Consider the following 18898-nt stretch of genomic DNA (forward strand, 5'->3'; position numbering starts at 1 on the left):
CAGCTTCTCAAAACCAACTAAACGAAGGCAGGACACGTCTAGCTGGCCCGTTTCATCCCCATGACCCTTGCCCGTGCGCGGGGGTCGCTGTCGAACAGGGCGGCAAGTTGTTCGGTCATGGCACCGGCAAGCTGCTCGACATCGGTGATCGTCACCGCGCGGTCGTAATAGCGGGTCACATCGTGACCAATCCCGATCGCCAGCAACTCGACCATTTTGCGTTTTTCGACCATCGCAATCACGTCACGCAGGTGTTTTTCCAGATAATTGGCTGGATTCACGCTGAGAGTTGAATCATCAACCGGCGCCCCGTCGGAGATGACCATCAGGATCTTGCGCTGTTCGCGCCGGGCCAACATGCGACGATGGGCCCATTCCAGCGCCTCGCCGTCGATGTTTTCTTTCAGCAGACCCTCTTTCATCATCAGGCCCAGATTGGGCCGCGCGCGTCGCCATGGGGCATCAGCGCCTTTATAGATGATATGGCGCAGGTCGTTCAGACGGCCCGGTTGCTGCGGGCGGCCATCGTTCAACCAGGCCTCACGCGCTTGACCGCCTTTCCAGGCGCGCGTGGTAAAGCCCAGGATTTCGACCTTCACGTTGCAACGTTCCAGCGTCCGCGCCAAAACATCCGCACAGATCGCGGCAATAGAGATCGGACGACCGCGCATCGACCCTGAATTGTCCAGCAGCAGAGTTACAACCGTGTCGCGGAACTCGGTGTCTTTTTCGACCTTGAAGCTGAGCGGCGTTGTCGGGTTGGCGACAACACGCGCCAGTCGACCGGCATCCAGAATGCCTTCTTCGCGGTCAAATTCCCACGACCGGTTCTGCTGCGCCTGCAAGCGGCGTTGCAGCTTGTTGGCCAATCGGCTCACGGCACCTTTCAACGGTTCCAGTTGTTGGTCCAGATAGGCGCGCAGCCGTTCAAGCTCGGCCGGTTCGGCCAAATCTTCGGCGGCGATTTCCTCGTCGTGAGTGTCCAGATAGACCTTGTAGTCGGGGTCTGCCTCGGATGCGGGCGGCGGCGCAGGCGGTTCCAGCGGAGCCTCGCCCTCGGGCATCTCCGCCTCATCGCCCATCTCCTCTTCGGCCATCTCATCCATCGAGACCTGGGCCTGGGATTGGTCCTGCTGCTCTTCCTGAGACTGTTCGGGGTTGGCGTCGGCGTCCTGTTCGTCTTGATCGTCCTGACCCGTGCTGTCGGGATCGGGCTGTTCTTCGGCGTCTTCTTCGGCCTGATCTTCCTGTTCTTCGTCCAGCTCATCCGGGTCGTCACCCAGCTGGTCTCCATAGCCCAGATCCTTGATCATCTGACGGGCGAATTTGGCAAACTCCGCCTGATCCGAGATCACATCGTCAAGATTTTCAAGCAGGCCACCGGCCTGTTCTTCGATAAAACCGCGCCATAGGTTCATGATATTGTCTGCGGCAGGCGGCAGATCGCGTCCGGTGGCCAGATGCCGGATCAGATAGCCCGCTGCGACCGACAGGGGCGCATCGGCAGGTTGCTTGCATTGATCGTAGCCACGCCGGATTGCCTCATGCCCGATCTTGACGTCGATATTGCTTGCGGTACCAGGCATATCGCGCGCGCCCATTGCCTCGCATCGCGCGACTTCCATCGCCTCATAGAGATCCCGCGCCATATCCCCCGGAGGCGCATAGCGCGCATGGGTGGAATCGTCGTGATACTTTCGCTGCAGCGCCAAGGCATCCGCAGTTCCCCGCGCCAGAAGAACCTCTTCTCGGGTCATCCGGCGCGACACCTGCGGCAGTCGCATGGACTCACCCGTCATGCCCGACGGATCCACCGTATAGGTCACGTTCAACTCGGGATCATCCGCCATAACCTTGGTCGCTTCGGCCAAGGCTTTCTTGAATGGATCTGCGGGGTTGTCGTTGGGCTTGTTCATCGGCTGCGGGGTCCGGCGCTGTTCTTTCCGGACAACCTAGAGCCATTCAGACCCCTTGGCCATAGGGCCAGCCGCGTTTTCCCATCAAACCAGCTGAGGTCTAGAGCACAACCTTCCGGCATTCGGCAATGCGATGGCCGAGTTGCCGATTGGCGACCTGAGTGATCCGCGCATCAAAACTGTAATCCACGTCTGCCAATAAATAGGCGATCTCAACCCAACCGCGCACGCGCCACCGTTTTGGCTCTTGTGTATCTACGCCTTCCATAAGCGCCGAGGGCAAGACCGTCTCCAGCAGCAGGTCAAACTGCTCTTGCATTGCGATCGTACTGTCCAGATCCTTGCTTTCCAGGGCGCGCTGTCGGGTCGCCAAAGCTTCTAGCCTGCCAGAACAGATAGCAAATAGCTCTGCCCTTGCCGAAGACGTCGCCGGAAGCGCCGAGGCTGATGTTGACAGCACCAACGCGCAAAAAAGCCCGATAAGTGAGGTATGTAATCTCGACATGCCTTAAACATACACTTGATGTAATATGTATAAAACAAATATATACAGCTAACGCTGCTCCATGTGTTGATCATGTAACAGAGTGGTAGGCGACCGACGAAGGCTTTGACCCTCGCCTAAAACCGGCAGCTGACCAGTTCGACTAAGCAGCGTGAAAAGGGCGTCCCTGACCTGCGAACTCGTACAGCTGGTGCTTTCGCATATTTTATTTTGAAAAGCAGAGACTTACGCCCAGAGACCGTTAACACGCGCCCGTATTTTTTTGGTCAAATCCCAGAACGGCAAACAAACGATGCAAAGCTGAACTGAACCGTAGGTCCTTGATATGCGTAGCTTACACAGCATGGGCTACCGTAAACCCATCAAGAGGATCTGCGTCTCGCATTAGCCCCCTCTTAAGCCCGATCACATCAACAAATCGTTGTCACGCGTGTACCAGCCCAGCTATTGCTTTTTTTGGCGCGCGCAAAGAATATGTAAAGTTATGATAAGACTAAGGCGGCCAGGACCCGCAGGCTGAATGGCATGACAAAAATAAAAAACATGGAAGAGTTCGCGACCCTGAGCGGCATCTCGCGACCCACAGTTTCTAAATACTTCCAAGATCCTGACAGTGTTCGTGCAACGACCCGGGCACGCATCGAAGACGCTCTGGAACGGTTCGACTATCGCCCGAATATGTATGCGGTGAATCAGAACAGGAAACTGACCAAGAATATCGGTATTGTTGTACCTTATCTGGCCGATCCCTTCTTTGCAGAGATAGCCCGCTATCTAGAGCAAAGCTGTATTGCCGCAGGGTATCGCCCATCTCTTTTCAGTGCGCATGGTGAGCAAAAATTGGAGAACGAAATTCTGGACGGGCTTCAATCCATGAAACCTGCCGGAGTTCTGTTGGCCCCGTTGGGTCGGATCTCTGACAGATCCGCGATCGAGAAATTTTGCGCCAATGTGCCGACTGTTCTGTTCGACAGCAACCTCGACGGCCTGGGCGCTGCGTTTATCGGATCTGACAATCACAGCTTTGTATCGCAGACCGTGGAATATATGACCCGCACCGGTGAGCCACCCTCGTTCTTTGAAATGCGCACCCCTGCCAACCCCAACGCCAACAAGCGCAGAAAAGCCTATGTTGAAGTGATGGAAGGTCTGGGGTTCGAACCTCATATCATCAAAGTTGATGGCAAAGGCTGGGCGTTTGAAGAAATTGGGCATAAGGGCGCGCTGAAAGTTTTGGAAGAGCGTGGGTTAAAAACGGATTCCGTTCTGTGCAGCAATGACCGGCTTGCCATCGGATTTTTGGCAGCATGTTTCGAACAGGGGATTCGGGTCGGTCGCAAAGAGGATTGCACATTGCGCTTGGCGTCGAACGATGATCATCCCTTCGCAAAGTTCACCTGCCCGTCTCTTACCACAGCGGCCCACGACTATGACAACGTGGCCACGCGGGCCGTGGAAACCTTGTTTGAACTCATTGAAAACGGTGGGAAATTCGAGAATCGAACCGAGACGCTTTTCCCGACACGACTTGTATTAAGGGACTCCGCGTAAGCTATTTTCTTAACGCGCGTAAAGTTTTTATTGACGGCGCGACAATTTACGATCTACCCTCCCTGCACGACATCCAAGCTCAGGGAGGACAGGGATGTATCTAAAGAACGCACTTCGTGCGGCGACTGCGCTGACTTTCGTCGCCACCGCCGCGGCTCAGGCACAGACGATCACAATCGCCACCGTGAACAACGGCGACATGATCCGGATGCAGGGCTATACCGACAACTTTACCGAAGCGACCGGCATTGATGTCGAATGGGTAACGCTGGAAGAGAACGTACTGCGTCAACGCGTGACCACAGACATCACCACCAAAGGTGGTCAGTTCGACATCATGACCATCGGTATGTACGAGACACCCATCTGGGGTGCGAATGGCTGGCTGGTTCCGCTGGACGGCATGTCCGAGGAATATGATGTAGGTGACATTCTGCCTGCAATGTCCGGCGGCCTTAGCCATGACGGCACGCTTTATGCGGCTCCGTTCTACGGCGAAAGCTCAATGATCATGTACCGCACTGACCTGATGGAAAAAGCGGGCATGGAGATGCCCGACGCGCCAAGCTGGCAGTTCATCAAAGAAGCTGCGGCGGCCATGACCGACCGTGATGCCGACATCAACGGTATTTGTCTGCGCGGCAAGGCTGGCTGGGGCGAAGGTGGTGCCTTCATTACGGCCATGTCCAATTCGTTTGGTGCACGCTGGTTCGACGAAGACTGGAAACCCCAGTTCGATCAGCCGGAATGGAAAGACACGCTAAACTTCTACGTGGAAATGATGACCGAGTCCGGCCCAGCCGGGTACGCCACCAACGGGTTCAACGAGAACCTGTCGCTGTTCCAGCAAGGCAAATGCGGCATGTGGATCGACGCAACGGTTGCGGCCTCTTTTGTGACCAACCCAACTGACTCGACCGTAGCGGATCAGGTCGGTTTCGCTCTGGCGCCTGACACCGGTCTGGGCAAACGCTCAAACTGGCTCTGGGCCTGGGCATTGGCTGTTCCCGCAGGAACCCAGCAAGAAGACGCTGCAAAGCAGTTCATCGAATGGGCCACGTCCAAGGATTACATTGAGCTGGTGGCCGAGAACGAAGGCTGGGCCAATGTGCCTCCGGGCGCGCGCACCTCGCTGTATGAGAACCCCGAATATCAGAAGGTTCCGTTCGCGCAGATGACGCTGGATTCGATCTTGTCGGCTGATCCGAACAATCCGACGGTCAAGCCGGTGCCATATGTTGGTATCCAGTTCGCCGCGATCCCCGAGTTCGCAGGTATCGCCACCCAGGTGAGCCAGGAATTCTCGGCGGTTTATGCCGGACAGCAAACAGTGGATGAAGCCCTGGCCAAGGCGCAGGCCTTCACCGAGGAAGAAATGGAAGCCGCAGGCTACTGACGGCACACTCCCAGCGGGCGGGCAGTGTCTTGCCCCCCGCACCACCCTTCCCCAACTCGCGTTTTTCTCGCAGGCTGGAGCTACCGCCTGAATAGAGAGGGTTTGCGTTATGGCTACTCAACACTCCCGATCCGTCGCCCGGCTGATGATGGCACCCGCTGTGGTCCTGCTGCTTGGCTGGATGCTCGTACCGCTGACGATGACGCTGTACTTCTCCTTCAAGAAATACCTGCCGCTGCGCGGAGGGGATCTGGGTTGGGTCGGGTTCGACAACTACATCCGTTTCGTTTCATCCAGTTCCTTCTGGCCTGCGGTCCAGGCGACCCTGACAATTGTCGGCGGAGTTCTGATCATCACGGTCATCCTCGGTGTCTTGCTGGCGATGCTGTTGGATCAACCGATGTGGGGCCAAGGCGTCGTCCGCATTCTGGTGATCGCACCCTTCTTTGTGATGCCAACGGTATCCGCTCTGGTCTGGAAGAACATGTTCATGGATCCCGTCAATGGCCTGCTGGCGCATCTGTGGCGCTTTTTTGGGGCCGAGCCGGTCTCGTGGCTGTCCGAGGCGTCGATGACCTCGATCATCATGATCGTCTCATGGCAGTGGCTGCCCTTTGCTACGCTGATCCTGTTGACCGCGATCCAATCGCTGGACAGCGAACAGTTGGAAGCCGCCGAGATGGATGGTGCACCGCCATTGAAACGCTTTTTCCACATCATCCTGCCGCATCTCAGCCGCGCGATCACAATCGTGATCCTGATCCAGACGATCTTTCTTCTATCGATCTTCGCCGAGATCTTTGTGACCACCGGCGGCGCGTTCGGCACCCGCACCCTCACCTATCTGATCTTCCAGCGCGTGCTGGAAAGCCAGAATGTCGGTCTTGGGTCGGCCGGAGGGGTCTATGCCATCATCCTTGCCAACATCGTTGCCATCTTCCTGATGCGCATCGTCGGCAAAAACCTGGACGCGTGAGGAGGTAAGACTATGGCCCGCGCTGTCACATCCCGCCGCAAAACACTGAACACCGCCCTTGCCTGGGCCGTTGGACTGCTGATCTTTTTCCCGATCCTCTGGACCATCTTGACCAGCTTCAAGACCGAGGCACAGGCGATTGCCAGCCCGCCTCTGTTCCTGAATTTCGACTGGACGCTTGAAAACTATGCCATCGTACAGGAGCGCTCGGATTATATGCGGTTCCTGTGGAATTCGGTCATCATCGCGGGTGGCTCGACCATCCTGGGTGTGATCATCGCGGTGCCTGCGGCCTGGGCCATGGCCTTTGTACCATCCAAGCGCACCAAGGATATCTTGCTGTGGATGCTGTCCACCAAGATGCTGCCTGCGGTGGGGGTTCTGTACCCGATCTACCTGCTGTTCATCCAACTGGGTCTGCTGGACACGCGCGGCGGGCTGGTTGTGGTGCTGATGCTGATCAACCTGCCAATCATCGTATGGATGCTTTACACCTATTTCCGCGAAATTCCCGGCGAAATCCTCGAAGCCGCCCGGATGGACGGTGCAACGTTGAAAGAGGAAATCCTCTATGTCCTGACGCCGATGGCCGTGCCCGGCATCGCCTCGACCGTATTGCTGAACTTCATCCTGGCCTGGAACGAAGCATTCTGGACCTTGAACCTCACCGCCGTTGACGCGGCACCGCTGACCGCCTTTATCGCCAGCTATTCCAGCCCGGAAGGCCTGTTCTTTGCCAAGCTCAGCGCGGCCTCGACCATGGCGATTGCACCGATCCTGATCCTGGGCTGGTTCAGCCAGAAACAACTTGTCCGCGGCCTGACCTTCGGCGCAGTGAAATAAGGAACACGACGTATGGGACGTATCCAACTCAAGTCTGTGACCAAAAGCTTCGGCGACGTGCAGGTCATTCCGCCGCTGGATCTGACCATCGAAGATGGCGAGTTCACCGTATTCGTCGGCCCCTCGGGCTGCGGTAAATCCACCCTTCTGCGCCTGATCGCGGGGTTGGAGGATATCACCTCGGGCTCCATCGACATCGATGGCGCGGATGCCACCGACGTACCGCCCGCCAAACGCGGGTTGGCGATGGTGTTCCAGTCCTATGCGCTCTACCCGCATATGACTGTGCGCAAGAACATCGCTTTTCCGCTGCGCATGGCCAAGCTGGATCAGGCCGAGATCGACAAACGTGTCGAAGGGGCGGCAAGCGTGTTGAACCTGACCGACTATCTGGACCGCCGCCCCGGGCAATTGTCTGGCGGTCAACGTCAACGTGTTGCCATTGGTCGCGCGATCGTGCGAGAGCCTGCCGCGTTCCTGTTTGATGAACCACTGTCCAACCTCGACGCTGCCTTGCGCGTAGGGATGCGACTTGAGATCAGCGAGCTGCACGAACGTCTGGCAACCACGATGATCTATGTAACACATGACCAGGTCGAGGCCATGACAATGGCCGACAAGATCGTCGTCCTGCAAGCTGGTGTGATCGAACAGGTCGGCAGCCCGCTGGATCTATATCGCACGCCGCGCAACCTGTTTGTGGCAGGCTTTATCGGCTCACCCAAGATGAACTTCATCGAAGGGGAAGAGGCCGCAAAACATGGCGCCCACACAATCGGCATTCGGCCCGAACACATCGCTGTGTCAGAAAGCCAAGGGGACTGGTCGGGGGTTGTCAGTGTTTCCGAACATCTGGGGTCAGACACGTTCTTCCACGTCCACGAGACCGGGCTGGCCGAGACGATAACTGTGCGTGCCGATGGCGAGGTCGGTTTTCGCCACGGGGATCGGATCCACCTGACCCCGCGCGCAGATGTGATCCACAAATTTGACGCCAAGGGCCTGCGGATCGAATGACACGTCTGGCCGGAAAAACCGCCCTGATCACCGGGGCCGCACGGGGCATCGGGCTGGCCTTTGCCAAAGCATATGTGGCCGAAGGCGCGCGTGTTGCCATCGCTGACATTGACGTCCAACGCGCAAAGGAAGCTGCCGAAGAGATTGGCGCGGCCGCATTGGCTGTCGAAATGGACGTGACACGCCAATCAAGCATCGACAACGCCGTCGACAGGACCATAGAACACTTCGGCCCCATAGACATCCTGATCAACAACGCGGCCATCTTCACCGCCGCACCGATCACCGAGATTGAGCGCGACGATTATGACCGCGTGTTCGCCATCAACGTAGCGGGTGCGCTGTTCACAACGCAGGCCGTGGCGCGCCACATGATCGAACATGGCACCAAGGGCCGGATCATAAACATGGCGTCCCAAGCCGGACGCCGGGGCGAACCGCTTGTGGCCGTCTATTGCGCGAGCAAGGCGGCGATCATCTCTCTGACCCAATCTGCGGGCCTCAACCTGATCTCACACGGGATCAACGTCAACGCGATTGCTCCCGGAGTCGTGGACGGCGAACACTGGGACGGGGTCGATGCGTTCTTTGCGAAACACGAAGGCAAACCTCCCGGCCAAAAGAAACGAGAGGTTGCAGCCGCCGTTCCCTACGGCCGCATGGGACGCGCCGAGGACCTGACGGGCATGGCGGTGTTTCTGGCGTCGGACGAGGCCAAGTACATCGTGGCTCAAACCTACAATGTTGACGGTGGAAACTGGATGAGCTGATGGATCCCGAGGCGACTGCAATCCCCCTGACAAAACTGCACCGCGACCGGTTTGCCGCTTTGCCGGTTGGTGTGAGCGCTCCGACCTATCGCAGATCAGATCTGACACCCGGCATCGTTCATATCGGCGTGGGGAATTTTCACCGCGCTCATCAAGCTTGGTACATTCACCAAATGATGCAAAACGGGCTGGCCCATGACTGGGCCATCATAGGTGCCGGGGTAAGAGATTACGACGCCGCGATGCGCAAGACGCTTATTGCACAGGACTGCTTGACAACATTGATAGAGCTTGACCCAAAGGGGATTTCTGCCGAGGTGATCGGCCCAATGATCGACTATCTACCGATCGAGCGAAATAATGCAGCCTTGATCCAAAAGATGGCCGACCCAGCCATCCGCATTGTGTCTCTGACCGTGACGGAAGGTGGCTATTTCCTGGATGCAAATACCGGTGCCTTTGACACCGACCACCCCGATCTAAAGCATGATGCCACCTACCCCGACCAACCCCGCACGGTCTTTGGCGCTCTGGTGGCAGCGCTTGATCAACGTCGCCTGAATGGTGCTCAACCGTTCACGGCGCTCAGCTGCGATAACCTTCAGGGCAATGGTTCGATCCTGCGAAGCTGCGTTGTCGGATTGGCGCAAATGTCCAACCCTGATCTGGCCCGCTGGATTGACCAGAACGGCGCGTTTCCAAATTCGATGGTCGATTGCATCGTCCCGGCGACAACGGACCAGGTGGTATCTCAATGCCATGCGCTTGGCCTTGATGATCAGGCACCCGTTTCCCACGAAAACTTTCGTCAATGGGTGGTAGAAGACGATTTCTGCGCGGGGCGCCCCCCTTTTGAACGGGTTGGTGTAACGCTGACCCGCGATGTGCACAGCTATGAGACAATGAAGCTGCGTATTCTGAACGGTGGACATCAATTGCTTGCGAATGTGGGTGAAGTTCTGAATGTTCCCACAATTGCCGACTGCATGCAGGATCCCGATATCGTTGCGTTTTTCAGGAAGGTTCAGACAGAAGAAATTCTGCCCCATGTCCAAGCGGTCCCGGGAACAACAGCGCAGGAATACCTAAGCTTGGTCGAACGGCGATTTGCAAACACCGCAATCCATGACACCACCCGCCGCGTGGCCTTTGACGGCTCATCACGGCATCCGGGGTTCTTGCATCCGTCTTTGAACGACGCAATTGCGGCTGGATCTTCCTTGTCAGGCTTGGCACTGGCCGAAGCATTCTGGTGTCGGATGTGTGCAGGGGTTCGTGAAAACGGCTCGGAAATCGAAGCCAATGACCCTCAATGGAAAGACCTACATCAGACCGCTCGGGCCGCGAAAGCCAACCCTGAACTCTGGATCAGGAAAACGCAAAACTTTGGCGACATGACCCAGCAGCAAGGCTTTGCCAAAGCGTTTGCGCACTGGTTGACCCTCATCTGGGGGCGTGGGTGCCGCGCAGCGATCGCTGAATTTACCGCTATTGGTTCTGCTTCGATCCAATAGAGTTCGAGACCGAAGATCATGCTGCGCACTCTCGGCAGGCGAACACGATTCCAACGGCGCGAGCCACGAATCCAATACGGCTTAGGCGTTGTTTCCGCGATCAAAACGCGTGCTTTGGTATCAGCGGTGGTTATCGCTGCGGATCTGTGAGCGTTGCCAACACCAATTAGTCTGAGGTCGTACTCTTCGGTCCGAGCGGCCACCGCGCTTACGCTTGGTGGTTCTCATCCGACGAACGGTCACGTTGTTGCAACGCGCGAATACGCATTCTTTGAGCCGCTTCAATATGAGCTCGCATTTCCGTTTCAGCTGCTGCACCGTTTCGTTTCTTCAACGCTGCCATGATACGTTGGTGTTCTGCGACAGCGGCCTCTGATCTTTCGCTGTCCAACAACTGTGATGGCCCAATGATCAGCAGCGCTTTTTGCAAAGACAACATGGATTTAGCCAGAAACCGGTTCTTCGCCGCGTCCAGTAGTGTAGCGTGGAAAATACGATTAATCCGAATTGCCTCGGGGCCAGTACCCACGTCGGCCAGGTGTTCGTTTAGGGTTTCGAGCTCGTCCAGTTCAACATCTGACGCCGCCCGCGCAGCCAACCGCGCTGAGGTTCCTTCCAAAACCGCGCGCATCTCATCGAGCTCCATGACCTCGGCATAATCCAGAAAACGCACCGTCGCGCCCTGCCTGGGAACATGCGAAACCAACCCGTCAGCCTCCAGTTGACGGATTGCCTCGCGTATCGGTGTACGACTGACACCCAGTCTCTCTGAAAGCTCTATCTCGCGAAGACGTTCACCCGGCGAAAGGCTGCCACTTCGGATTTCGTCCAGCAGGCGTTGATAGACCGAATTCCCCTGCGGGCCGTTCTGAATTGGGTCGTCTTGAAACGTCATCTTAAGGCCTCTTGCGCACGTGTGTCCTGTTGCATACAATTGAATACAATCTAGGTCAATAACTCTGGAACGCTCGTTTTGCCCTTCCGAACCAACGAACATTCTCTGGCAGTTAAACGCGCCGTCACTTTGGGTCTGGCGCTTTTGGGGACGGGGGTTTTCTGGGTGCTGGGCTTGCCGCTGCCATTCCTATTTGGTCCGATGAGCGCGTGTCTGATTGCGGCTCTGGCCCACGCCCCAATGGAGGGTTTTGGGCAAGTTTCCATTGCCGCTCGCACCATCCTCGGGGTGGCGGTTGGCGCGTCGATCACCCCGTCACTATTCGTCGAATTACCAAAAATGGCAGCATCCGTTGCCCTTGTTCCATTCTTCATTTTGCTTATTGCGTTGGTCGGGGTGCCATTCTTTCGCAAGGTTTGGGGCTTTGATACGACCACCGCGTTTTACGCAGCCATGCCCGGCGGGTTGCAGGACATGATCATCTTTGGCTCTGAGGCCGGGGCCAATCCGCGCACTTTGTCCCTGATCCACGGAACGCGTGTGCTGATAATTGTTACGCTTGCCCCGCTGTTTCTGACGGTTTTTTACGACGCGAAGCTCACAAATCCAATCGGGGAACCCGCGCTTGATCTGCCGATTCACGAGTTGGGTCTAATGGTTTTGGCGGCTTTTGTTGGCTGGAAAGGCGGAGAACGGATCGGATTGTTCGGTGCGTCCATCCTTGGCCCCATGATCGTGACCGCTGCACTCTCACTCGGCGACTTGATACACACCCGACCACCCCGAGAAGCGATTTTGATAGCGCAGTTTTTCGTTGGCTGCGGGATCGGTGTACAGTTTTTGGGTATTACCTGGGTCGAATTGCGCAGAATCGTGGCAGCAGGCGTTGCCTATGTCATTGTTCTCGCAGCACTGGCCGCCGGTTTCACTGCTGCTATTACGACATTGGGATTTGGTCAGCCGGTCGAGGCCTTTCTGGCCTTCGCCCCTGGTGGCCAGGCCGAAATGACCGTTCTGGCAATCGTTTCAGGTGCCGATCTTGGCTTTGTGATCATGCACCATCTTACCAGAATTGTACTGATAATCATCGGCGCACCGATAGCGGCCAGCCTGATCTTACGACGTTCCAAACCTCACAATTAGTCGCGCGCTCGGGCTACCACCGCAGAAACGCGCGCCTAATTGAAAAGGTCTGAGGATTTCAGGTCAAACTCGTCGCAGATCACAAGACCTACATGCGAATGAGGTACCAAATGAGAATGAACCAAGACCATATCACTGTCTGCAGAGCACGATTTTCCCGTTAGCTCGCGACAACCGCCATTTCTTCCAATGCAATCAAAGGAAAGTGGCGGACCGAGGAGCAACTATATATTTTTTGTAATTATTTGTTTAATTTTAATAAAAAAATTAGCCATAATACACATACCACTAAATATACCACACTGAACATAGAATCTGGCGTTTCAAAGCCTCAGGTTCGAGCATGATACAACGACCGGTAAGACGTAATATAACGGACACTCACACAGATTGCAGCGAATGACCGAGTTGAGCCCATGACCGCCATTGCAATTTCTCGCTGCGCGCGCTCGCAGCACGAAAATCGCCGCGTCCGCATCATTCTCAGCGCCGCTGCGCGGCGTGAAAACCAGCCATTCACGCTGAGCGCGGCGAGACCTAATACATCAATGAGCAAGTCGCGGACCAAGCGGCCCTCCGAAATCAACTGACGGCCGAGAAAACGTACTTTCGACGCAGTTCGAGTATTTTGCCTGACAGCAAGACTACAAAGCTACAAGTTAATCCGCACCCGCAGCCCGAGGATCCAAGGATCATCGTCGCTAAAGCCGGGATTGTTGATGTGCTGTAGGTCACCTGTGATGGCAATGTTGTCGGACACGTCGAAGCGGTAGAATGCCTCGACTGTCGTTTGACTGTCCAACGCGCTGTCGCTCGGATCGGCAACCGTGATACCAAAGCCAATGAGGTCATCATAAAAACCGGGTCGCCATAGCAAACCTGCATTGACAGCGCGGTTAGCGATGGGTGCAGCGCCGTCCGACCAGCCCAATCGCCCGAAAACCATCAGGTCATTCTCAAACGTATGGTTGGCCGACAGCATCGCGCCCTTGGCAGAGGGAACGCCTGCATCGGTGCGCTCATCGACGTGATAGAGGCCTAGATGCACGTTGGTCAGGTATCGCTTCGAGGGCTTGGGCGTCCATCCGATTTCGCCGTAGGTGAAGAACTCTGAGCCGCCCGGGAACCAATCTATCTCCGTCAGCGATCCATTGGCATCGCTGACGAGACCAAGCGCATAAACCTGATCCGTCAGAAAGCCGCCGCCTGCGATACCGAACCCTGGGTCAGGAATTGGAAGGACCGGGCTGAATAGGATCGAATAGTTGGAAAACGTTGTACGCGGGTTCACATAGCCGAGGATGTCGCTGTAGTCGCCGGGATCAATGCGACCGGCAACAAAGCCAGCGCGTCCGCCAGCCAGAGCCTGCGCCCAATAGGCAACGGAGAGCGTGGTGTCTGTATCTGAGAAGGTAAGACCGGTCGCGCCGACGTAACCAATTTCGCCTGCAAGGCCAGATGGCGCAAAGGGCTGCCCAAGGCGGTGACGGTTCTCCAGGATGAAGACCAAACTACCAGTGTTGTCGCCGCCACGGTTCAGGAGATCCCAGTTCCCCAAAATGCGGAATTGGCCTGACGCGGCTTCGTCGTTGCCGCTCAGGCTGTCCGAGGATTTCTGATAAAGAGCTTGATAATCAAAGCTGAGGTTCAACCCTGTGCGTTCTCTGAGGCGTTCACGCGCAGCCTCGAATGGATCAAACCAACGGTCTAATTTAGTTGAGCGGCTGTCTTCCAATCGCCTGAGCCGATCTTCTTCGAGTTGTGCCGGTGCAGAGCCGGGTCCGCCGATCGAAGCCCTCGCGGTGGCTTCGAGCCGTTCTCGCGGGGAATGGGCGGTCTCTTGCGCAACTACCTCAGGCGCAATTGACAGGGCAAACACCACGGTAAGCGCAACCGCTCCAAGCCCATCGTGCCACGTCGCCAATGCGCAGCTACGGCCGGTGCGCAGCAAACCTGAAATTTGGGCACAAATCGCACGGCGGCCATCAATATTCGTACCAATCAGCGTCATTCGACCGGCGTCATGAAGTCTGGTATGCGCTTCAAGGCATCGACCATATCGGCGCTCGTCATCAGTTCGGTGAATGTGTAACTTTTCAGAACCCCTTGGCTAAGGCGCGATAGATACCTTGTTTGGACGATTTCTGGGTCGTCAGGCAATCGGATGGTGATGTAATTCTTGCCATCTGCGAGCACCCAAAAGTAGCTGATTATTTCACCGCCCATGGCGGAAGGCGCAGCGCCCATCGTCTCCTCCTGATCGGTGGGATTGTCGATCAAGTCCTGCCAAACATCCGGCGTAGTTTCACCAATGCCGAGATAGTATCGGCTGTGTTGCCCTTCGGCCCAAACTGAGCCGCTGAAAAAGATCAAAAGCGAGGTGATTGCGGCACTGTCACCAATCTTCTTTATCAATCGATGGGTTGCTCTCACTGGCGCACACCACCGGTTTTGCGCCGATCAAGGTTTACGCCCATCCGCGCCTTGTCCCAGTATTGCGCAACTGGTCCGGATTGGGAGGCCGCGCGCAGCTGAGCAAAAGTCCGAACCTCGACAACCTCCATCGCGAAAGTTGCATTGAGGGTCTGGAGACCATCCACGACCATCGTTCGTCGTTCACTGGGTGAAATCGAAATCACTCCGGACACAACAACTGGCTCATGCATCATCGAAGGTGTCCATTCATCGCTGAGCCTTAGACGCACCAGTTGGTTCGGGGGCGGTGGTGGCACATGGCTACACATGCCGCGCTCCGGCACGAGATATGCAATGCGGGTTCCGTCCTCCGCCGGTGGCACCGGTATGGCAAAGCCCGCAAGCGACACCTCAGTGCCATCGAGATCGGGGTTTCCCGCGGACATTGCCTTTCCCCTGCGCTGTGCGACGATCCAGCGTTGTGAGATTAGCCAATCGATGTCGACCCCTTCTTCTTTTAGCGAGCGGCTAACTTCACTCAGTCGCGTTTCGAGCGCTTTACGCCTTTCTGCGTTAAGTTTTTCGGACGCGAGTTGTTGAGTGGTTCGAACATATGTCCTAGCCTCTTCTAGTTGCGTTAATGATAATTCCCTAAAGGGGTCTTCGTAGGTCTGGGCAGAGACATCCACGAGGTCTCGCCACTCAATCGGGTCCGCATCGGCCATAGCCTCGTCATTGAGTGTAAGGGACACTGTCAACGCCAGTGCAAAGGTCAGACCGGTCTTAAATGCGCGGATCGTGGGGTTTAACGACCCACCCGTAGAAAAAATGTGCTCCATCAGTCGCGTCTTTCGTCCACGTAGTCAGGCAGGTCAGCGTGCCACTGATATTTTTTGTCGCCGTAGTCGAGAACAATTTCCCCATCAGTGATCGGTTCATACCGGATCGGTTGGCCTGATCGCACTCCAAAAACACTTTCGCCATCTCGCACGACGAACTGGCCAGATACCAGAACGTGTGGAATGCCGGAGGGTGGCGTGGCACGGTTGCCGAGCAGCATATCGGAGTTGTCGTGAATGTCCTCAGGATGGAAGATCGTAATGTCAGCGATCATGCCCTCCTGTAGCCTCCCACGTTCTTGCATTGCTTTGAGGCCGAGACGCGACAGGTACTTCGCCGGGGTGTACGACGCGTTGTAGACTATATCCATAAGCGGGATGCCAAGCTCACGCGCGAGCCGGAACGTGTAGCTGTAAGTCCGTGCATTCCGTGGATGACCGTTGTAGAGCCGTTGATCGGCATCTTCCGGTAATACTTCGCCATTCTCATCGAAATACGTGACCACATCGTTGGCGAGTGCGACATCTTTCATGTAGGGCCACTGTTCCAGCCATTCTTCTTCCCGCACGAGAACAAAAATGCCCATGCCTGGATCGGATGCCTGCATGGCCAGGAACTCATCCTCTGACGCGAACGGCTCACCAGTCTGAGGATTGAAGATCGTTGACGTGGGGTCCATGTTGTTGGCCGCGCGCAACTCCTCTGACATCAGCTGAGGCGTTGCGATATTTGGGTTTCCAAAGACCGACGGATAGTACTCGCAAAAAATCGTATAGTTCTTTTCCTGAAGCCGGCGGCACATTTCATATGTTTCTTCCCAACCCGAGTTCTGCATATGAGACATGACCGCCGCACCGTCCAATGCCACCATGTTCGCCAAGACTTCTCGCACGCCGATACTGTAGTCGGTAGGCAGACTTTCGGTTGGTCCGAAACGCGTATGTGCGCCGAAAATCCGGTCGTATTTCTTGGCCAGCTTTTGAAGATCAAATAGCTCATAGGTTGGGGTCCCAAATCCCATATACCCCACCGTGGTGTTGACCGAGATCGCGCCGTCACGCATGCCTTGTTCATACATGCGTAAGATTTCTTTGTGTTGCTCCGCTGTCGGGACTTGGACAGCCCAGTTTGAGGGTCTTCCTTGTTCCGCGGCCAAGGTCTCGGCATCTGCCCTCGATTGCAAAACGTAAGTTGGATCGGATGTTGCCTCAATGCTCATGCCATCCAACACAACCCGACGCACTTCTTCGTGGCTGACGCCAATGCCGTAATTGAGCAGCGAGTTGTCTTTGTAGCGGTCATAGAAAAATGGAATGTTCGATGCGCCTAGTTCGATGTCCAAGTGCGTCGTCGTTCCATCCCGAGCCATCATCGCTTGCTCGAACGGGGCAAAGGAGTGCGAGTGAGTATTGATGAAACCGGGGGCCACAACATGCCCCGAAACGTCGATCTCCTGAGCGCCGGAAATACTGTCCTCCGTGATCGACATAATCCTGTCGCCCTGTACGCAGACATTCCGGACGGCGTCAAAGTTGGTCTCCGGGTCCATGACCCTGCCATTCAGGATCGCCACATCGCAGTCTTGAGCGGCGGCAGCTCCGGCGAGAAGCGAGAAAGGGAGGATCAGGGCGAGTTTGCGCATGTGTTTTCTCCAATCGAGGAATTGTTCTCAAGCCGTGCGCAAGTCACCTCACGTCGGGTTTTCTGACGTCAGTTTACAGCCGATCACAGGTTTGTTTATTGTCTTTTCGGGTCAGTTGAATTTTTTTGGGGCCTTAAAAGCAATTCGGAGGGTTCTTTGAGTGGCTTCTCCTTCGCCAATACCAGTCGTATCTGCCGCAATGGTGCGTCCCTTCATTGCGGCAGTCGAAAGAGCTGGCAAGGACACTGTGCCTTTGCTGGCCCGCATCGGATTGGCTGATGCGAACCTCGACGATCCGGATCGCTTCATCCCTGGACAAGCGTGGTATGATTTGGCCAACACTGCGGCCCGGCGGTGCAGTGATCCACACCTTGGGTTCACCATAGGGTCTGAAGAAGCGTTAGACAGCCTTCCCAACTTGCAAATCCTGAGGCTCCCCCATGCGACCCTTGGAGAACTGCTAAACGCTCTTGTGATCGACGCGCGGCGGATCACCACGCTCGCAACCTACCAGATTGTGAATGATGGCGTGACGGCACGTTTGGTGACGCAGCGCAACTTCACGCCGGCCCGACCGCCAGCTCAGGTGGACGGCTACTTTGCCGGTTTCATGCTTCGTATCCTGCGCCAATGCACTGGCCCATTATGGGACCCTGAAGAACCTGCGGTCTCTTTGGCAGATCCGGAGGCAATCCCTCTGAACGACCGTCCTGGCCATGTCGCGCTGGATACCGTTTTGTCGGGACCGCAATTCGCGTTCCCGGCCGTTTGGCTCCTCCAAAGAACAGATGGAGGAGTGGGCCAAAGACTTCACGCAATTCCCAAGGAAAACAGCGCGTTTATCAGCGGGCTCCGCACACTGTTGGAACGTCACCTCGACCAACCTGGGCTAACGCTCGAACGGTTGGCTGAGCTCACCGGGTTGAGCGCTAGTCGAATGAAGAGGACGCTGGCCGAGCATGGCACGACCTACGCGCAGCAGAGGGATGAATTGAGATCGATCCGAGCCAAGAAGCTTCTACTCACAACTCGCGACGATATCCGAACGATCGGTTCGGCGGTAGGTTATCCCGATCCACCCGGATTTGTGCGGGCATTCACGCGCTGGACCGGGCAGACACCCGGACACTGGCGGAGACAGCATTCGCTTAAGTCAAGCGAATGAATGCCCAAAAGCCTGGCCACTTGTGTTTGTTTGGATACGCTTACACACGAATAGCTCTGTGGGTTCTACTTGGACTAGAGAGCTTAGTGGCGCGAGCGGCAACATTGGGCTCAAGGCCGTCATCTGAGTCTTTCAGTCAGATGACGGCTTAGGAACGGATAGCGGTCATTGTCGGTGGTCATTCCGAGAAATTTCGCCTGAAGGTCTGCATCGGACAGCTGCGGACGTTCGCTGAAATCGGCTCAGCGGCAGAGTTGCGGACTATTCGGACATTGGCGACGTCACTTCATGCTCCTGGCAAATACTTGTC

At 56.2% G+C, this 18898-nt stretch carries 17 protein-coding genes; 10 read left to right on the plus strand and 7 right to left on the minus strand.

Going from position 1 to position 18898, the window contains the following annotated elements:
* Positions 1 to 38: 38 nt before the first annotated feature.
* Both cobT and GOW40_RS17200 read right to left on the minus strand, forming a co-directional pair.
* Positions 39 to 1916, minus strand: a complete 1878-nt coding sequence (cobT, locus tag GOW40_RS17195; protein WP_171102603.1) for a cobaltochelatase subunit CobT — start codon at positions 1914 to 1916, stop codon at positions 39 to 41.
* 100 nt (positions 1917 to 2016) lie between these two features.
* Positions 2017 to 2289, minus strand: a complete 273-nt coding sequence (locus GOW40_RS17200) for a hypothetical protein (RefSeq protein WP_171133103.1) — start codon at positions 2287 to 2289, stop codon at positions 2017 to 2019.
* A 657-nt stretch (positions 2290 to 2946) separates the two neighbouring features.
* Between GOW40_RS17200 and GOW40_RS17205 the strand changes: the two genes are divergently transcribed.
* The 7 genes from GOW40_RS17205 to GOW40_RS17235 all read left to right on the plus strand — a co-directional run bounded on the left by GOW40_RS17205 (position 2947) and on the right by GOW40_RS17235 (position 10488).
* Entirely contained in the window at positions 2947 to 3972 is a 1026-nt protein-coding gene (locus tag GOW40_RS17205) for a LacI family DNA-binding transcriptional regulator (protein WP_171133104.1), read from the plus strand.
* Between the two features lie 94 nt (positions 3973 to 4066).
* Positions 4067 to 5368: a sugar ABC transporter substrate-binding protein gene (locus tag GOW40_RS17210; RefSeq protein WP_171136726.1), complete on the plus strand. Its 1302-nt coding sequence runs from the start codon at positions 4067 to 4069 to the stop codon at positions 5366 to 5368.
* A gap of 109 nt (positions 5369 to 5477) precedes the next feature.
* The gene (locus tag GOW40_RS17215) at positions 5478 to 6344 is read left to right on the plus strand and encodes a carbohydrate ABC transporter permease (RefSeq protein WP_171133106.1); all 867 of its coding nucleotides are present in this window, start codon (positions 5478 to 5480) and stop codon (positions 6342 to 6344) included.
* 12 nt (positions 6345 to 6356) lie between these two features.
* Positions 6357 to 7187, plus strand: coding sequence for a carbohydrate ABC transporter permease (locus GOW40_RS17220; RefSeq protein WP_171133107.1), 831 nt, complete (start codon positions 6357 to 6359; stop codon positions 7185 to 7187).
* A gap of 12 nt (positions 7188 to 7199) precedes the next feature.
* Positions 7200 to 8204, plus strand: coding sequence for an ABC transporter ATP-binding protein (locus GOW40_RS17225; protein WP_171133108.1), 1005 nt, complete (start codon positions 7200 to 7202; stop codon positions 8202 to 8204).
* Positions 8201 to 8974 carry an L-iditol 2-dehydrogenase gene (locus GOW40_RS17230; protein WP_171133109.1) on the plus strand — a complete coding sequence of 258 codons (774 nt, stop codon included), beginning with the start codon at positions 8201 to 8203 and terminating at the stop codon, positions 8972 to 8974. Before GOW40_RS17225 ends, GOW40_RS17230 begins: the two co-directional genes overlap by 4 nt.
* Complete coding sequence (locus tag GOW40_RS17235; protein WP_171133110.1) at positions 8974 to 10488, plus strand: mannitol dehydrogenase family protein; 1515 nt, start codon at positions 8974 to 8976, stop codon at positions 10486 to 10488. Before GOW40_RS17230 ends, GOW40_RS17235 begins: the two co-directional genes overlap by 1 nt.
* Before the next feature lie 208 nt (positions 10489 to 10696).
* Here the strand turns inward: GOW40_RS17235 and GOW40_RS17240 are convergent, their stop codons facing one another.
* Positions 10697 to 11383 (minus strand): GntR family transcriptional regulator, encoded by a 687-nt coding sequence (locus tag GOW40_RS17240; RefSeq protein WP_171133111.1) that lies wholly within the window; start codon positions 11381 to 11383, stop codon positions 10697 to 10699.
* 78 nt (positions 11384 to 11461) lie between these two features.
* Between GOW40_RS17240 and GOW40_RS17245 the strand changes: the two genes are divergently transcribed.
* Both GOW40_RS17245 and GOW40_RS17250 read left to right on the plus strand, forming a co-directional pair.
* Complete coding sequence (locus GOW40_RS17245) at positions 11462 to 12526, plus strand: AbrB family transcriptional regulator (RefSeq protein ID WP_171133112.1); 1065 nt, start codon at positions 11462 to 11464, stop codon at positions 12524 to 12526.
* A 416-nt stretch (positions 12527 to 12942) separates the two neighbouring features.
* Positions 12943 to 13116, plus strand: coding sequence for a hypothetical protein (locus tag GOW40_RS17250; protein ID WP_171231101.1), 174 nt, complete (start codon positions 12943 to 12945; stop codon positions 13114 to 13116).
* 62 nt (positions 13117 to 13178) lie between these two features.
* On the opposite strand, the gene GOW40_RS17255 is transcribed toward GOW40_RS17250, so the two are convergent.
* The 4 genes from GOW40_RS17255 to GOW40_RS17270 all read right to left on the minus strand — a co-directional run bounded on the left by GOW40_RS17255 (position 13179) and on the right by GOW40_RS17270 (position 17423).
* Positions 13179 to 14537 carry a carbohydrate porin gene (locus GOW40_RS17255; RefSeq protein ID WP_171133113.1) on the minus strand — a complete coding sequence of 453 codons (1359 nt, stop codon included), beginning with the start codon at positions 14535 to 14537 and terminating at the stop codon, positions 13179 to 13181.
* A complete protein-coding gene (locus GOW40_RS17260; protein WP_171133114.1) occupies positions 14534 to 14899 on the minus strand; it encodes a hypothetical protein in 366 nt (121 codons plus the stop codon). The genes GOW40_RS17255 and GOW40_RS17260 overlap by 4 nt, the downstream gene beginning before the upstream one ends.
* Positions 14900 to 14955: 56 nt before the next feature.
* Positions 14956 to 15387, minus strand: a complete 432-nt coding sequence (locus tag GOW40_RS17265) for a DUF3299 domain-containing protein (protein WP_171133115.1) — start codon at positions 15385 to 15387, stop codon at positions 14956 to 14958.
* Between the two features lie 392 nt (positions 15388 to 15779).
* On the minus strand, positions 15780 to 17423 hold the full coding sequence (locus GOW40_RS17270; RefSeq protein ID WP_171133116.1) for a hydrolase: 1644 nt from the start codon (positions 17421 to 17423) through the stop codon (positions 15780 to 15782).
* A 160-nt stretch (positions 17424 to 17583) separates the two neighbouring features.
* Here GOW40_RS17270 and GOW40_RS17275 point away from each other — a divergent pair, with 160 nt between their 5' ends.
* Positions 17584 to 18588, plus strand: coding sequence for an AraC family transcriptional regulator (locus GOW40_RS17275; RefSeq protein WP_217352322.1), 1005 nt, complete (start codon positions 17584 to 17586; stop codon positions 18586 to 18588).
* The last annotated feature ends 310 nt before the right edge of the window (positions 18589 to 18898 follow it).

Origin of the sequence: Ruegeria sp. HKCCA6707 (assembly GCF_013033515.1) — a bacterium.
Lineage (GTDB): Bacteria > Pseudomonadota > Alphaproteobacteria > Rhodobacterales > Rhodobacteraceae > Ruegeria.